Here is a 16237-nt window from a genome sequence, read left to right as displayed (position 1 = left end):
CTCATACCTTCTCGACGTTCACTAGGAACGACTTGAACTCAGGCGTCTGCGTGTTGGCATCGCCCACCACTGGAGTCAGGGTATTGGTCAGGAAACCTTTCCTGGCAACGCCTTTGAAGCCCCAGTGAATAGGAATACCGATCTGGTGCACCGTGCGTCCCTCCACTTGAAGCTTATGGATACGCTTGGTAACCACCGCAATGGCACGGATGAAGCCACGTTTTGACGTAACCTTTACCGTATCACCAGCCTTGATACCGAGTTCACCTGCCAGATCTTCGCCAATCTCCACAAACTTCTCCGGCTGTGCGATGGCATTGAGTCGTGCATGAGTCGTCCAGAAGTGGAAATGCTCAGTAATCCGGTAAGTTGTCGCAGCGTAAGGGAAGTCCTTGCTGGTGCCTAATTGCTCACGATCTTTTACGAAGATACGGGCAGCAGGGTTGTTCTTGGCTGCAGGGTTATCAGGATGCATCGGGTTGTAATCGAGCGGCGACTCGAAAGGCTCGTAATGCTCGGGGAACGGCCCCTCCGCCATCATGCTGCCACCAAAGAAATGCGCAACGCCTTCCTGGTTGAGAATGAACGGACTGGCACCAGCCTCCGGCGGCGATGTCCACGGGAAGTCCGGAATGTCCGGTCCTGCCCATCGCTCACCATTCCACCAGATCAACCGCTTTTCAGGGGCCCAGGAGGTTCCATCGGGACGGGCGCTGGCACGGTTATACAGGATGCGCCGGTTAAGCGGCCATGCCCAAGCCCAGCCCAACGTAATGCCTACATTATAAGGATCGGAGTTGTCGCGGCGATCCATCATGTTTCCGGCTCGTGTCCAGGCCCCTGAATAGATCCAGCAGCCGCAGGCTGTACGACCATCATCCGTCAGATAACCAAAGTCATCCAGCAGGTCGCCCTTCTTATGGGTAATGGTCTTGCCATCAGCACTCGGCAGATCAGCCAATGCGCGACCGTTGTACTCCTGAGCAATATCTTCTGGATTAGGCTCCTCGGGATTGCTATAGGGCCAGGTCAGGTTAAGGATTGGATCAGGAAACGCTCCGCCCTCGTCACGGTACATCTGCTGCAGGCGATGGAAAATACCCGCCATGATGGCCACATCCGGACGTGCTTCACCAGGTGGTGGCGCTGCACGCCAGTGCCACTGCAGCCAGCGGCAGCTGTTGACGATTGCACCGTTTTCCTCGGCAAAGCATGTAGTAGGCAGCCGGAAGACTTCAGTCTGGATCTTCGAGGAATCCACATCGTTGTACTCACCGTGATTCTTCCAGAATTCGGTGGTCTCGATATCCAGTGGGTCCATCACTACCAAGAACTTGAGTTTGGAAAGTGCCTCAACGTTCTTGTTCTTGTTGGGGAACGAAGCCAGGAAGTTGAAGCCTTGCGCCAGGTAGCCTGTTATCTCGCCATTGTGCATACGCTCAAGGGTATGCATAACGTCGTACAACGGCTCTGTGAGCTTTGGCAGCCAGTCATAACACCAGTTGTTTTCTGCCGTGGCTGCATCGCCATACCATGACTTCATAAGGCTGACATGGAAGCGCTTGAAGTATTTCCAATAAGACACCTGCCCTGGACGTAACGGCTGCTTGGCACGCCGCTCGATATAACCGTCAAAATCCTGCTCTTCATGGGAAGGCAGACGGATATAGCCAGGAAGCTGGTTTGAGAGCAGGCCCAAATCGGTCAGGCCCTGAATGTTGGAATGCCCACGCAAGGCATTAACCCCACCACCCAGCATGCCGATGTTGCCCAACAACAGTTGCACCATACTGCCGGCACGAATCATCTGCGCGCCAACAGAATGCTGTGTCCAGCCCAGCGCGTAGAGAATGGTCATGGTTTTGTTTTCGGCAGCCGTCTCGGCAATCATGTCCCAGACTTTCTGGACTTGATCACGCGGCATACCGCAAACGCTTTCAACCTTCTCGATGGTGTAGCGGCTGTAGTGCTTACGCATCAGCTGATAAACGCAGCGGGGATGCTGTAGGGTTGGGTCTTCCTTCACCATACCGTTTTCATCGAACTCGTAACTCCAGCTCGACTTGTCATAAGCACGGATATCGTCCTGCTTATAGCCGGAGAACAAGCCGTCATGAAAGTCGAAATCCTCTTTTACGATGATTGCGACATCGGTATAGGCTTTTACGTACTCATGGTTGATCTGGTCGGTAGTCAACAGATAGTTGATCAGACCGCCCAACCACACGATGTCAGTGCCTGTCCGAATGGAGGCATGGTAATCCGCCACGGCGCCCGTACGGGTGAAGCGCGGATCGATTGAAATGAGTTTGGCGTTGTTCTTTTCCTTTGCCTCGATTACCCAGCGAAAGCCTACAGGATGCGCCTCAGCCGAGTTACCGCCCATGGAAAGGATCAGATTGGCATTGCGGATATCAGTCCAAGAATTCGTCATCGCACCGCGACCGTATGTTGGGGCAAGACCTGCCACCGTCGGTCCGTGTCAAACGCGCGCTTGGTTATCCATTACAACAACACCAAGGCTACGTGCAACTTTCTGAGTCAGGTAAGCCGTCTCATTCGAGGTGGCAGACGCTGCAAGAAAGCCTGTCGTAGTCCAATGGTTGACCAGATGACCATGCTGGTCACGGGTCACAAAGTTCTTGTCGCGGTCATCCTTCAAATGACGAGCAATGCGGTCCAGCGCTTCGTTCCAGCTGATACGCTTCCATTCATTAGAGCCCGGCTCGCGAACGGAGGGGTGGGAAAGACGGGACTCGCTTTTGACGAAGTCAAGCGCGCCAGCACCACGAGGACACAGAGAACCACGGCTTACCGGATGATCCGGATCGCCCTCAATGTGGTAAATGTCTTCAACAGTATTGATGCTGTTATCGCCTCGGCTATAAATCAGCATGCCGCATCCTACCGAACAGTAGGTGCAGGTATTACGGGTAACTTTGGCTGCAGTAAGTTTAAAATAACGGATGGACGCCATAGCAGGCTCGGGCGCAAAGCCCAGCATTGCCATGCTCGACGTTGCCACCCCGGTCGCGCTTAATTTTAAGAAGTTTCTTCGCGATACACGGATCGACATGGGGGTTACTCCAGGCACAACTTTCACGGATCAACCCTTCGGCCCCAAGATATTCGCAATTGTTCCCTAAAAAGTTCCACTACCTTACGAAAGGTTACAAAGGGTAAATATATAAATAGGCACGCCTTGAGTCTTCACTGTACACGTTGCGCTGCTAAAAGGACTGCCTGCTGCCCGGTACATGGTGCGCTCCATTGCTGTTTACCTATGCCAACAATGCGCCAGATCGGTATCCACACAGTACAACGCCGGAGCGATATCGGCACTTGGAGAGCCGTGCGCAGTGTGCAGCACATGGGTTTAATCGCCCCATGACCAGCCTCTTGAAATGGCATTGAATCAGGCAATGCGTGATGAGCCAGAGCAAACTAGGAAGCCAGCCGTTTGTCCCGCTCAGACAAGCCTTTTCTGATCGTAGTCACGTCCGCTGGTGATACGCCTGGTCCTGACCTTATCAGGACCTTCCTTACCAACGAAGAGCAAGGCATCAGTTATCACCAAGGAGTCTTGCATTACCCTATACGGGCACTTTTGAATATCGAAGACTTTCCAATTGTTGACCAAAGCGGCACAGCCAATCGACAACCCGCGACTGGCCGTCATCAGATCCACATACCGCTTGGTTATACTGATAGCTTTAGCCAGTGATCGCGACATGCAAAAACTCAGATGGATGCTGTTTGGCTCAGGGCTAACCCTGGTAGCGCTGGGCCTCTTCTTGTGGTTTGACAATGAGCAGATGTCTCGATTGATACAATCCACTAACACGCCCCCACCTATCAAAAATCCAGGCAGCCTTTACGCCACGGTACAATCGCAACAGATGCCACCTACCGCTATAGATGATTTCGCTCAGGTCGAAGGCATCATTCACGAACGCTGTACGGTCTGTCATTCCAGTCAACCCACCAGCCCCTTGTTTAGTGAGGCACCGGTTGCGGTTCTATTGGATACGCCTGATCAGATCCGGCAAATGGCCCCGCGAATCAAGCAGCAAGCCATAGATTCCAATGCTATGCCCTTAGGCAATGTCACGCAGATGACTCAGTCCGAGCGAGACCTCATAGGACGCTGGATTTCAACGCTTAATGGCGGCCGCTGAAGCTATCAGACATTTTCTAGCCCTCGACGCAACTGCTTCTTAAGCAAACGGGCACTGTCCAAGCAAACAAGCAGTACGGCAATCCAGATCGGTCCGTATGTCCAGAGCTGGGAAGAGACAAATGCTTCGTCCAGCAGCAGGATCGCGACAAACACAAGCAGGGCCGGCTCGATGTAGCTTAGGATACCAAACAGCCCCATTGGCAACAGTCGGCTTGCAGCCATCATGGCGCCGAAGGCCACCGCGCTCAACAAGCCAAGCCCCGGTAGAAGGATCCACAAGCTCGGCGCCACCTGCAGAGCCGAGGCAGGACTGAAAAAATAGAGCAGCACGATAGCCAAAGGCGCCATGCACAGCATTTCTAATATAAAGCCGGACAGCGCATCGATTTTCATCCAACGCCGCAACATGAAATAAGGTGGGTACCCCAGAGCCGATACCAGCGTAACCCATGAAAACGCCCCGGTAGCCCACCACTCATGAATGACGCCGATCAAGGCGAAGACTACAGCGACCCGATATAACGGTCTCATCTCTTCGCCGTAAAACATGCGGCCGACTATGACCATCACCAGAGGCAACAGGAAATAGCCCAGTGTTATATCCAGAGTATGCCCTGTCATCGTTGCCCAGACAAATACCCCCCATTGCGATCCAACCAGTAAGGTGCTGCCTATTAGAGCCAAAATCAGCCGAGGCTCACGAAGCAATCGAGCAAGCGCCTGTCGCAGCATAGCGCCCTGTCGTGTCAGTACCAGAAGCAGCAACACCATGGGAATCGACCATAGAATGCGTTGCGTCAGCACCTGAACACCGTCCAGTGGTTCCAGATAATTGAAGTACACCGGCATCACAGCGAACAGTACGGAAGAAAGCACCGACAACGCCATACCCCGGCCAGATAGAATCATGCGAATGCCCTGCGTCCCAAACGATTGATCATCAAAGAGGCCACGATAACCCCACCACCTAATAGCAACCGAACAAGATCCACATCTCGATTCCAGATAAGGATATTCACGATTAGACCGGCAGGTACATGCAGTTCGTTCAAAATTGCCAGTGTTCCGCCATTGACCCGGGTTGAGCCGATCGTCCACCAGTACATGCCCAGCGCCGTGGCAAACAGTCCCATCCAGATCAGTACGCCCCACTGTACGGCTGTTTGGGGCATACGCTCCAGGTTGCCAAACAATAGAAATGACGGCAGCGCAATCAGTAAGGCGCCTAGGAAAAAGTATCCAAAACGGTGATACAGCGGGATATCCGAGGGATGACGCTGTACCAGGTACTTACACAATACCTGTCCTGCCGCGAAGGTCAGATTGGCCAGCTGCAACAACAGAAATCCTGACAGATACTCACCTTCGAGCCGCTCCAAGCGAATCACGACGGCCCCTAGAACCGCCACCACAGCGGCGACCGATGACCACGGATTGAAGCGGCGACACACTACATCATCCAAAAGCGTCACATAAATAGGCGTCAGTACGGTAAAAAGGAGTACTTCCGGTACCGTCAGAACTGCAAAGCTTCGGTATAGGCACAGGTATGTAATGCCGAATTGAAAGGCACCCGCCACCATCAAACCTGCAATGAAGCGCGGCGCAACACCTCGCCACCGAGTAAACGGCAGAAACACAGCAGCGGCCAGCAATACTCTGATCAATACAGCAAAATCACTGTCGACCTTACCGGCCAGGTATTCCCCTATCAAGCTGAAGGAAAACGCCCAAAGTACAGTGACAGACAACAGATACGGCATAACGACCACTCAGCAAAAGGTGCGCGACAGTAACGCGCTTTCTAGCATCAGAAAAGTCTTCACCTCTTGATACCGAATCCACGAGACACCAGGAATAACTAATGCCCAGACGAAAAAAGCCTCCCGAAGGAGGCTCAATCCAAAGGTAAACGCCTGAGCTTAGAATGCTTCGGCCAATTGAGCCTTCGCCAGTTCCAGCCCCTTCGCCATTGCTTCTGGCCCCATCGCAACGCCCTCCACATGGATAAACGTCACGTCAGTAATGCCAATGAAGCCCAGCACCTGCCGCAGGTAAGGCTCCTGATGATCAAAGGTATTTGCAGGGCTTCCGGTGTAAACACCACCACGCGCCGTCAGAATATATGCGCGCTTGCCTTCAAGAAGCCCTTGGGGCCCCTGCTCAGTGTACTTGAACGTCACACCTGCACGTAGTACATGATCCAGCCAGGCCTTCAGGGTACTAGGGATAGCAAAGTTATACATGGGTGCGGCCAGTACGAGAACATCGGCTGCCAACAGCTCTTGGGTCAGCTCGTTCGAACGTGCAAGAGCTGCTTTTTGTGCCTCGGAATGTGTCTCGGCTGGGCTCATCCAACCTGCCAGAAGGTTTTCATCCAGGTGAGGAATAACATCAACGGCAACATCCCGTACCGAGATTTTGTCTTCTGGATGTTTATGCTGCCACGCTTCGATGAACTCAGCGGTAATCTGACGAGAAATCGAACCTTCTTTACGAGCACTGCTTTCAATCACGAGAACCTGAGACATTATGCTGGCGTCCTTTGTAATGGGAGAATGAGCACAGCTTAATAACAATTAAGTTGATATAAAAACGGAATTTATAGCTAATACCAATCAACTTTATTGATATAAAAGTATCTTATCACGGCGTTTACGCTGCCCGATTCGCTAAGGAATAGGTATGAAGGCTCCTCGAGTTACGCTAGACCAATGGCGTACCTTACAGTCAGTGGTTGACCACGGCGGTTTTGCACAAGCTGCCGAGGTACTACATCGCTCTCAGTCATCCATCAGTTATACCGTCGCGCGCATGCAGGAGCAGCTAGGCGTTCCGCTGTTACGCATCGAGGGACGCAAGGCAGTACTGACAGAAGCCGGAGACGTCTTGCTAAGGCGCTCACGCCAACTGGTTAAACAGGCTAGCCAGCTGGAAGAACTTGCCCACCATATGGAGCAAGGCTGGGAAGCAGAGGTACGCCTGGTAGTCGATGCGGCCTACCCTACTTCCCGTTTGGTCAGCGCACTGACCGAATTCATGCCACAAAGCCGTGGATGCCGGGTTCGCCTGAGGGAAGAGGTACTGTCTGGTGTAGAGGAAGCCTTACTTGAAGGCATGGCCGATCTTGCTATCAGCGGTCTGAATATTGCGGCTCACCTAGGCGCAGGCTTGGGTACAGTCGAATTCGTCGCAGTCGCCCATCCAGATCATCATCTGCATCGACTGCAGCGTGAGCTGACGTTTCAGGACCTTGAGGCTCAGATGCAGATTGTCATACGAGATTCCGGTCGCACCCAACCACGAGACGCTGGCTGGCTGGGCGCGGAACAGCGCTGGACCGTCGGGAGCCTTGCTACAGCCGCCACCTTTGTCCGCAATGGGCTGGGGTTCGCCTGGCTACCTCGTCATTCTATCGAGCGTGAAATCAATGAAGGTACGCTAAAACCTCTTTCGCTGAGCCAAGGAGGTAACCGCTTCCATCCTTTTTATATGTATCAGAGTCGAGAGCGCCCGCTCGGTCCTGCCTCTCAGATACTGGTTGAATTGATCAAGAAACAAGGGACAGGGCATGGCCAGTCTTGATAAGTGCCATGCAAACCGCGCTACGCTCATACATAACCAACCCTAAACCCAAAAGGAGCGCTTATGCTCAAAGCTTTCTTTACTGCCGCCACGCTTGTACTGGCTTCTTCTGCCTGGGCTGCCGAAAATCCTCATGTCGTGCTGACCACCAACCAGGGCGAAATTGAACTCGAACTGGATGCACAAAAAGCGCCTGTCAGCGTACAGAATTTCCTTTCTTACGTAGATTCAGGTTTTTACAAAGGCACCATCTTCCATCGCGTCATTCCAGGCTTCATGATCCAGGGCGGCGGATTTACCCAGGACATGCAGCAAAAAGACACACAAGCCCCTATTCGCAATGAAGCGGACAATGGACTTAAAAACACACGCGGTACCGTATCCATGGCACGCACCTCAGCGGTCAATTCGGCAACCAGCCAGTTTTTTATCAACGTCTCAGACAATGCCTTTCTTGATCATGGCCAGCGGGATTTTGGTTATGCCGTCTTCGCAAAAGTTACTCGCGGCATGGACGTAATAGATAAGATCGCCGGTGTCTCGACTGTTAACAAAGGCATGTTCCAGAACGTTCCACGCGAACCGATTTTGATCCTCGCGGCCAAAAGATCATAAGCCTGCTTCCGATTAAAGTGTGACTGCTTATTCTGCTGACAGGCAGTCACACGCCTCTAAGGATCAGGCTTAAGACAGCGCGGCTTCCTGCCGCATACACTGAACGGCAACGAGAGCGCATATGGTTTTTCGCCTGTTTGAAACTATTATTGATCCCTTCAAGCCTGCCTCCGACGAAACACCTCCCAGCAACGTGATGCGGTTCTACATCCACTACCTTAAACAGGCCTGGCCTGCTTTTCTCTTTCTATTGGTAGTAGGCCTGGTAGGTTCCCTTATTGAGGTCGCACTCTTCAGCTTCCTGGGTCGAATCGTCGACTTGGCACAAAGTTCTGCTAACAGCACGGCTTTTTTTCAGGAGCATGGCCACGAACTAGTCTGGATGGCAGTCGTTACACTCTTGTTGCGTCCACTTTTTATCAGCCTGCATGACCTGCTGGTCCATCAAACCATTACTCCTAGCCTGACTACACTGATTCGTTGGCAAAATCATCGCTATGTCTTGAAGCAGAGCCTCAGCTTCTTCCATAACGATTTTGCCGGTCGTATTGCCAACCGTATTATGCAAACCGGAGCCTCGTTACGGGACTCCGCTGTCCAGGCAGTGGATGCCATCTGGCATGTGCTTATCTACGCCGGCAGCGCTCTGGTTCTTTTTGCCCAGGCTGACGTCTGGCTTATGGCTCCCCTGATTATTTGGATCATTGCGTACATCCTTACCCTCTGGTACTTCGTACCCAAGACCAAGGAGCGATCCGTCATCTCGTCCGAAGCACGCTCAAAACTGTCCGGACGGATTGTTGATGGCTACACAAACATCATGACGCTCAAACTCTTTGCTCATACTCGGCAAGAGGAAGACTACGCTCATGAAGCCATGGCAGAACAAACAGAAAAAGCTCGCTATGCGTCACGTCTGATTACCGCTATGGGTGTCACTATTTCCCTGTTGAACGGCTTCCTGATCGCCGGAACGACGGGACTTGCCCTGTTGCTTTGGCATAAAGGTCTTATCTCAATCGGAGCGATCGCTCTTTCTACAGGACTTGTCATCCGTATCAACAACATGTCCGGCTGGATCATGTGGGTAGTCAATGGCATCTTCGAAAATATTGGTATGGTTCAGGATGGCTTGGAAACTATTTCCCGCCCCCGCACCGTCATTGATCAAAGCAATGCTAAACCACTTGAGATTGAGCGAGGCGGAATCCGCTTTCAAGAGATTGCCTTTCACTATGGCAAAACCCGTGGCGTTATCGAAAACCTTAACCTGGACGTAAAGCCCGGAGAGAAAATAGGCCTTGTCGGACCCTCTGGCGCAGGTAAATCTACGCTGGTTAACGTCCTGCTTCGCCTGTATGACTTGGAAAAAGGGCAAATCTTGATTGATGCCCAGGATATTGCTCACGTCACTCAGGAAAGCCTTCGCAGCAACATAGGTGTTGTAACTCAAGACACATCACTACTGCATCGCTCGATTCGCGAGAACCTGACGTATGGCAGACCCAATGCAACAGACGAAGAAATTCAAGCAGCCGTACATAAGGCTAGAGCAGATGAATTCATTCCATTACTGACTGATGCGCAAGGACGAACCGGGCTCGATGCGCAAGTAGGCGAGCGCGGGGTCAAGTTGTCCGGCGGGCAACGCCAGCGTATTGCGATTGCACGCACCCTACTCAAGGACGCGCCTATTCTTCTGCTGGATGAAGCAACATCAGCACTGGACTCAGAGGTCGAGGCTGCCATTCAGGAAAGTCTCGAAACGCTTATGAAAGGCAAGACTGTGATAGCCATCGCTCACCGTCTCTCTACCATCGCACGTATGGACCGACTTGTTGTGATGGATAAAGGCCAGATCGTTGAAACCGGCTCCCATGAAGAATTGATTGCTCGAGGGGGGGTATACGCCCGTCTATGGCATCACCAGACGGGCGGATTCGTAGGAGAAAGCTGAGGCTATTTCAAAAGAGCTGTTTGGCAATATTGGTCAAGCAGCTTTTTTTGATTTTCAATATCCAAGCCAGGATAGAAACCTTGAATCTTCTGAAAACCACCAAACCACCATTGCTTTTCAGTCACGCACTCATAGACAGGACATTGCTCGCTACGGGCGGCACAGTCCTGGTAGTACGTAAGCATCTGGCTTTTGTCAGCGTTGCCTTGAAAACTTCCCTTCCGGTCTTTTAAGGAAAAGAAGTCAATAAAGGCAGGGCCGTTATAATGTCTCACCTGCACTTCAAGCGCGGATGGGTAGAAAATCACCAGCAATACGTTAAAAAGCAGCCACATGATCAGCGCTGTAACGGGTACAGGCAGCCGTGCGCGATAACGTCCTCCCGCCTTTATGAAGGCAGCAGTGACTGCAGTTGTAAGTGCCAACGCGAACAATAACGATGTCAGGCCATTGATAACATACCCACGTGTACCCGCCTCCAGTCCATTGGGTAGCGACACTGAGTCATAACCAATATGAATCAGCTCCCATCCGAGCTGATTACCAAGTACAGCGAGCATTACCAGCACTGCAGCAATTCCAATAAGCACCCAAAAAGTGAGCTTGGTTGGCGATTCCTTTGATACGTTCTTTGCCACGGGACCCCTCATACATGATTAAAGCCGCGAGCCTGCCTTGCTTGCTATCACAGCGCAACGACTTTCAGCGAGCAATGAATGCCCGCAATTGTTAATCATAAAAAATGCCTGATTAGAAACCGCTTTTGCGTTAACCAACAGCAGCTTCACACGTTGCTTCTCCCTCTGTTTACGCCTCTACAGCCCCCTCGTATTCGTCTAACATGAATCATGTGATCTTCAGGTACACCTTACCGATAGGCGCAGTCAGTCGGCGAAGTGGGATATAAAACATGAGAAGTCGAAAAAATTATGACGAAACTGTTAAACTCCGCGCCCATCAGAACCGCATGTCGCGGTAGTTCGAGCTGATCACGTGGAAATTTTTAAAGAATTCACCTTCGAAGCAGCCCATTTCCTGCCTAATGTTCCAGAAGGACATAAGTGTGGGCGCCTACATGGGCACTCCTTCAAAGTAGCCATCTATCTTGAAGGGCCGGTTGATCCCCACACAGGATGGCTACGGGATTTTGCTGATATCAAAGCGATCTTCAAGCCTATCTATGAGAGACTCGATCACTACTATCTGAACGATATTCAGGGTTTAGAGAACCCGACCAGTGAAAATCTGGCAATCTGGATTTGGCGTGAACTGAAACCACAGTTACCCGAACTCTCTCGGGTCCGTGTTCACGAGACCTGCACAAGCGGCTGCGAATACCGCGGCGACTGAATATTACCCATTTATTACACAAAGGGTCAGTTGTCTGGCTGCTTTCTGACATAATTGCTGCCTTTCAACTGTCGATGAAACGATATGTTCGATCTCTTCAGCGGGCTAGATGTCTGGGTAGGCATTAGTCTGGTTCTTGCCTTGGCTTTCGTGCTGACATTTGAATTCATTAACGGTTTTCATGACACCGCAAATGCTGTCGCAACCGTCATTTACACCAAGGCGATGCCGCCTCATTTAGCGGTTATGTTCTCAGGTATATTCAATTTCCTGGGCGTTCTGTTTGGTGGTGTTGGTGTTGCCTATGCCATTGTTCACCTCTTGCCAGTCGATCTACTCATTAATGTGAACACAGGTCATGGCCTCGCGATGGTCTTTTCGCTTTTGGCTGCTGCCATTACCTGGAACCTAGGCACTTGGTATTTCGGTATACCAGCTTCTAGCTCTCACACTCTGATTGGCTCAATTTTGGGTGTTGGTCTTACTAACTCTCTTATCACAGGTATCCCCTTAAGCGAGGGCGTTAACTGGCAGAAGGTAATTGATATCGGCCTTTCGCTTATTGCCTCTCCAATAGCGGGTTTTGTACTGGCAGGCGCTATTCTTATAGGTCTAAAGCGCTGGCGCCCCCGTTCCAAGATGCATAAGACACCTGAGCAACGCCGCGAAATAGACTCAAAAAAGCATCCACCTTTCTGGAACCGTTTGATGCTAGTCATCTCGGCCATGGGTATGAGCTTCGTGCACGGCTCCAATGACGGCCAAAAAGGGATTGGCCTCATCATGCTGGTACTCATAGGCATCGTGCCAGGTAAGTTCGTCTTGGATCTGACTAGCACCACCTATCAGATTGAACGCACCCGTGATGCGGCTATTCACTTGGGTCAGTTCTACGAGCGTCAATCAAGTGTTCTGAAGGAGTACTTGGATTACACAACTGGCAATCGGGATCTTCCTGAAGAGTTCAGCTGTGAAACCAGGCTTACAATCCCTACACTTAATGCGTTGTTAAGCAATCTGAATGGTGTGACCGACTATCGCGCCATGACCGTGGATCAGCGGACCCAGGTACGCCGCTATTTGCTTTGCTTGGACGATTCCGCAAAGAAAATTAGCAAGCTTCCCGTTCTGGAAGGCCGCGATGTTGAAGATCTGAACAGGCTGCGTAAAGACCTTACCAGCACAACAGAATATGCTCCGTACTGGGTGATCATCGCAGTAGCATTGGCTCTAGGGATCGGAACCATGGTCGGTTGGAAGCGAGTGGTACTGACAGTAGGTGAAAAGATAGGCCGGCAAGGAATGACGTATGCACAAGGTGTTAGCGCGCAGTTTACTGCCGTAATCGCCATCGGCGCCGCGAACATTTATAGTCTGCCCGTATCCACTACACACGTTCTATCTTCTGGTGTAGCAGGCACAATGATCGCCAACCGCAGCGGTCTGCAAGGCAGTACGGTACGTAATATCCTATTAGCTTGGGTATTAACTCTACCCGCCTCGATGCTGCTTTCAGCTGCCCTTTTCTGGTTGTCCAACCAGTTTATTGGGTAAGATCTTAGCTTGGTAGCTAACTAGCTATGATTGCTAGTTAGCTACTCGCCTCAGGCAACTACTCGTCGAATTCCTGTAGAAGTTCTAAACATCTCTTGCTTTAGCGAGTCTGTATAGGTATAGCCCCTTTAAGGGATATCAATACGCTTGAGCAGTATGGTGACGCCATGAGCCCAGCAGCCTATATAGTATTATTGATTATCGGATGGCTCGCATTAGCCGGTACGATGTTATGGGCAATGCTTAGAATAAGCCGATCTCCACGGCATCATAGACATTCGCACCCTGAAACAGACAAGCCGGTTACAGTAAAGCCTACTGGCTCAAAACCTCCGCAGCATCTTTTAAACCTATCTCATAAGGCTCGTTCCTTCCACGCCTGAGCGGCTAATAAAAACCGACCTATTAAGGTCGGTTTTTATTCATCTCTTCGCTATATCGAGCTGACCAACAAGGGCACTACTTCCGTACTGCTTTCGAACTCTCGTTCAATCATCTTTTTCAAAGTCAATAACGAATCCTGAGAGGCTGGCTTTTCAAAAAGTTTTACGTGAGAAGTGATAAGGCCATTTAGCCAAGCGGCTAATTGCTCAGCAATTGTCTCCTTAGCATCACCTTTAACTTGAAAGGCAAAGCCAGGAACTTCTCCAATAACAAAACCAGAACCAATAGCAGCAAACATAAATCCACCTCACTCAATGCTTGTATCTAGTTGAGTGAGCAAGCGAGAGGGAGTTCGTGACTGTTTATCGGGAAAGAGCTTTTTTGCTTAAAAGAAGAGGCCTAACCTCAGTAAGCAGGCGGAGAGACAGGCGGCAGCAAATAAGCAGTTCTTGCAGGCCATGCAAGAAAGGAAAGCCCATCGTCTTTTATTTCCTGCCGCAAAAGCAAAACCCCCGGGCGGTTAGGCCTGGGGGTTTTGGGTATAGGTGCTTGACGATGACCTACTCTCACATGGGGAAACCCCACACTACCATCGGCGATGCATCGTTTCACTTCTGAGTTCGGAAAGGGATCAGGTGGTTCCAACGCTCTATGGTCGTCAAGCAATTCGGGTGGGGAACCGGTGTCTAGTCGTTTCCCCGAATGGGTATGTGATCGGTATTTGCGGTTCAACCAAGCTTTCGGCTGGTCTTTACCAAACAACAGATTGTTTGGGTGTTATATGGTCAAGCCTCACGGGCAATTAGTATCGGTTAGCTCAACGCCTCACAGCGCTTACACACCCGACCTATCAACGTTGTAGTCTTCAACGGCCCTTTAGGAAGCTCAAGGCTCCAGTGAGATCTCATCTTGAGGCAAGTTTCCCGCTTAGATGCTTTCAGCGGTTATCTTTTCCGAACATAGCTACCCGGCAATGCCACTGGCGTGACAACCGGAACACCAGAGGTTCGTCCACTCCGGTCCTCTCGTACTAGGAGCAGCCCCTCTCAAATCTCAAACGTCCACGGCAGATAGGGACCGAACTGTCTCACGACGTTCTAAACCCAGCTCGCGTACCACTTTAAATGGCGAACAGCCATACCCTTGGGACCGGCTTCAGCCCCAGGATGTGATGAGCCGACATCGAGGTGCCAAACACCGCCGTCGATATGAACTCTTGGGCGGTATCAGCCTGTTATCCCCGGAGTACCTTTTATCCGTTGAGCGATGGCCCTTCCATACAGAACCACCGGATCACTAAGACCTACTTTCGTACCTGCTCGACGTGTCTGTCTCGCAGTCAAGCGCGCTTTTGCCTTTATACTCTGCGACCGATTTCCGACCGGTCTGAGCGCACCTTCGTACTCCTCCGTTACTCTTTAGGAGGAGACCGCCCCAGTCAAACTGCCCACCATACACTGTCCTCGATCCGGATAACGGACCAGAGTTAGAACCTCAAGCATGCCAGGGTGGTATTTCAAGGATGGCTCCACGAGAACTGGCGTCCTCGCTTCAAAGCCTCCCACCTATCCTACACAAGCAGGCTCAAAGTCCAGTGCAAAGCTACAGTAAAGGTTCACGGGGTCTTTCCGTCTAGCCGCGGATACACTGCATCTTCACAGCGATTTCAATTTCACTGAGTCTCGGGTGGAGACAGCGCCGCCATCGTTACGCCATTCGTGCAGGTCGGAACTTACCCGACAAGGAATTTCGCTACCTTAGGACCGTTATAGTTACGGCCGCCGTTTACCGGGGCTTCGATCAAGAGCTTCGCTTGCGCTAACCCCATCAATTAACCTTCCGGCACCGGGCAGGCGTCACACCCTATACGTCCACTTTCGTGTTTGCAGAGTGCTGTGTTTTTAATAAACAGTCGCAGCGGCCTGGTATCTTCGACCGGCATGGGCTTACGGAGCAAGTCCTTCACCCTCACCGGCGCACCTTCTCCCGAAGTTACGGTGCCATTTTGCCTAGTTCCTTCACCCGAGTTCTCTCAAGCGCCTTGGTATTCTCTACCCGACCACCTGTGTCGGTTTGGGGTACGATTTCTAATTACCTGAAGCTTAGAGGCTTTTCCTGGAAGCATGGCATCAACCACTTCCTCTTCATAAGAAGAGTCGTCATCAGCTCTCGGCCTTAACTGTCCGGATTTACCTAAACAGTCAGCCTACCGCCTTAAACTTGGACAACCAACGCCAAGCTGGCCTAGCCTTCTCCGTCCCCCCATCGCAGTAATTAGAAGTACAGGAATATTAACCTGTTTCCCATCGACTACGCCTTTCAGCCTCGCCTTAGGGGTCGACTCACCCTGCGTCGATTAACGTTGCGCAGGAACCCTTGGTCTTTCGGCGTGCGAGTTTTTCACTCGCATTGTCGTTACTCATGTCAGCATTCGCACTTCTGATACCTCCAGCAAGCTTCTCAACTCACCTTCACAGGCTTACAGAACGCTCCTCTACCGCTCATCTTGCGATGAACCCGTAGCTTCGGTGTGTAGTTTGAGCCCCGTTACATCTTCCGCGCAGGCCGACTCGACTAGTGAGCTATTACGCTTTCTTTAAAGGGTGGCTGCT

At 51.4% G+C, this 16237-nt stretch carries 12 protein-coding genes, 2 rRNA genes and 1 pseudogene (1 of these 15 cut by a window edge); 7 read left to right on the top strand and 8 right to left on the bottom strand.

The genetic code is table 11. The features are described 5' to 3' along the window. Position 1: 1 nt before the first annotated feature. Positions 2–3070: a formate dehydrogenase-N subunit alpha gene (gene fdnG / locus EAW52_RS11175; protein WP_162997763.1), complete on the bottom strand. Its 3069-nt coding sequence runs from the start codon at positions 3068–3070 to the stop codon at positions 2–4. 390 nt (positions 3071–3460) lie between these two features. On the opposite strand from fdnG, the gene EAW52_RS26815 reads away from it, so the two are divergent. Together EAW52_RS26815 and EAW52_RS26390 are read left to right on the top strand one after the other, a co-directional pair. After that, positions 3461–3724: an ureidoglycolate lyase gene (locus EAW52_RS26815; RefSeq protein WP_122042448.1), complete on the top strand. Its 264-nt coding sequence runs from the start codon at positions 3461–3463 to the stop codon at positions 3722–3724. Positions 3725–3941: 217 nt separating this feature from the next. Next, positions 3942–4178: pseudogene (locus tag EAW52_RS26390) on the top strand (hypothetical protein); the annotation flags it as partial. A gap of 5 nt (positions 4179–4183) precedes the next feature. Here the strand turns inward: EAW52_RS26390 and rarD are convergent. The 3 genes from rarD to EAW52_RS11145 form a co-directional block, all read right to left on the bottom strand. Beyond that, positions 4184–5089 carry an EamA family transporter RarD gene (gene rarD / locus EAW52_RS11155; RefSeq protein WP_122042447.1) on the bottom strand — a complete coding sequence of 302 codons (906 nt, stop codon included), beginning with the start codon at positions 5087–5089 and terminating at the stop codon, positions 4184–4186. Then, on the bottom strand, positions 5086–5943 hold the full coding sequence (locus tag EAW52_RS11150; RefSeq protein ID WP_122042446.1) for a carboxylate/amino acid/amine transporter: 858 nt from the start codon (positions 5941–5943) through the stop codon (positions 5086–5088). The genes rarD and EAW52_RS11150 overlap by 4 nt, the downstream gene beginning before the upstream one ends. 159 nt (positions 5944–6102) lie before the next feature. Next, positions 6103–6711 (bottom strand): FMN-dependent NADH-azoreductase, encoded by a 609-nt coding sequence (locus EAW52_RS11145; protein WP_122042445.1) that lies wholly within the window; start codon positions 6709–6711, stop codon positions 6103–6105. 154 nt (positions 6712–6865) lie between these two features. Between EAW52_RS11145 and EAW52_RS11140 the strand changes: the two genes are divergently transcribed. The 3 genes from EAW52_RS11140 to EAW52_RS11130 all read left to right on the top strand — a co-directional run bounded on the left by EAW52_RS11140 (position 6866) and on the right by EAW52_RS11130 (position 10337). After that, the gene (locus tag EAW52_RS11140) at positions 6866–7765 is read left to right on the top strand and encodes a LysR family transcriptional regulator (protein ID WP_010798469.1); all 900 of its coding nucleotides are present in this window, start codon (positions 6866–6868) and stop codon (positions 7763–7765) included. A gap of 63 nt (positions 7766–7828) precedes the next feature. After that, entirely contained in the window at positions 7829–8380 is a 552-nt protein-coding gene (locus tag EAW52_RS11135) for a peptidylprolyl isomerase (protein ID WP_122042444.1), read from the top strand. A 121-nt stretch (positions 8381–8501) separates the two neighbouring features. Continuing rightward, positions 8502–10337 (top strand): ABC transporter ATP-binding protein, encoded by a 1836-nt coding sequence (locus EAW52_RS11130; RefSeq protein ID WP_122042443.1) that lies wholly within the window; start codon positions 8502–8504, stop codon positions 10335–10337. Positions 10338–10339: 2 nt separating this feature from the next. Here EAW52_RS11130 and EAW52_RS11125 read toward each other — a convergent pair whose 3' ends face one another. After that, complete coding sequence (locus EAW52_RS11125) at positions 10340–10975, bottom strand: hypothetical protein (RefSeq protein WP_122042442.1); 636 nt, start codon at positions 10973–10975, stop codon at positions 10340–10342. Between the two features lie 355 nt (positions 10976–11330). Between EAW52_RS11125 and queD the strand changes: the two genes are divergently transcribed. Further along, positions 11331–11687 carry a 6-carboxytetrahydropterin synthase QueD gene (gene queD, locus EAW52_RS11120; RefSeq protein ID WP_010798473.1) on the top strand — a complete coding sequence of 119 codons (357 nt, stop codon included), beginning with the start codon at positions 11331–11333 and terminating at the stop codon, positions 11685–11687. A gap of 84 nt (positions 11688–11771) precedes the next feature. Further along, positions 11772–13241, top strand: coding sequence for an inorganic phosphate transporter (locus EAW52_RS11115; RefSeq protein ID WP_122042441.1), 1470 nt, complete (start codon positions 11772–11774; stop codon positions 13239–13241). Positions 13242–13674: 433 nt separating this feature from the next. On the opposite strand, the gene EAW52_RS11105 is transcribed toward EAW52_RS11115, so the two are convergent. The 3 genes from EAW52_RS11105 to EAW52_RS11095 form a co-directional block, all read right to left on the bottom strand. Further along, positions 13675–13923, bottom strand: coding sequence for a hypothetical protein (locus EAW52_RS11105; protein WP_019365524.1), 249 nt, complete (start codon positions 13921–13923; stop codon positions 13675–13677). A 249-nt stretch (positions 13924–14172) separates the two neighbouring features. Then, positions 14173–14288 (bottom strand): 5S ribosomal RNA (rrf, locus tag EAW52_RS11100). Between the two features lie 118 nt (positions 14289–14406). Beyond that, a 23S ribosomal RNA gene (locus EAW52_RS11095) occupies positions 14407–16237 on the bottom strand (it continues 1060 nt past the right edge of the window).

It is taken from the genome of Pseudomonas sp. LTJR-52 (assembly GCF_003691465.1).
GTDB lineage: Bacteria > Pseudomonadota > Gammaproteobacteria > Pseudomonadales > Pseudomonadaceae > Chryseomonas > Chryseomonas luteola.
This window is presented reverse-complemented; position numbering and strand designations above follow the sequence as displayed.

Coding starts and splice junctions, on each gene's coding strand:
- rarD (WP_122042447.1), bottom strand. CDS start 5,089: ATGATTCTATCTGGCCGGGGTATGGCGTTGTCGGTGCTTTCTTCCGTA.
- EAW52_RS11150 (WP_122042446.1), bottom strand. CDS start 5,943: ATGCCGTATCTGTTGTCTGTCACTGTACTTTGGGCGTTTTCCTTCAGC.
- EAW52_RS11145 (WP_122042445.1), bottom strand. CDS start 6,711: ATGTCTCAGGTTCTCGTGATTGAAAGCAGTGCTCGTAAAGAAGGTTCG.
- EAW52_RS11140 (WP_010798469.1), top strand. CDS start 6,866: ATGAAGGCTCCTCGAGTTACGCTAGACCAATGGCGTACCTTACAGTCA.
- EAW52_RS11135 (WP_122042444.1), top strand. CDS start 7,829: ATGCTCAAAGCTTTCTTTACTGCCGCCACGCTTGTACTGGCTTCTTCT.
- EAW52_RS11130 (WP_122042443.1), top strand. CDS start 8,502: ATGGTTTTTCGCCTGTTTGAAACTATTATTGATCCCTTCAAGCCTGCC.
- EAW52_RS11115 (WP_122042441.1), top strand. CDS start 11,772: ATGTTCGATCTCTTCAGCGGGCTAGATGTCTGGGTAGGCATTAGTCTG.
- EAW52_RS11105 (WP_019365524.1), bottom strand. CDS start 13,923: ATGTTTGCTGCTATTGGTTCTGGTTTTGTTATTGGAGAAGTTCCTGGC.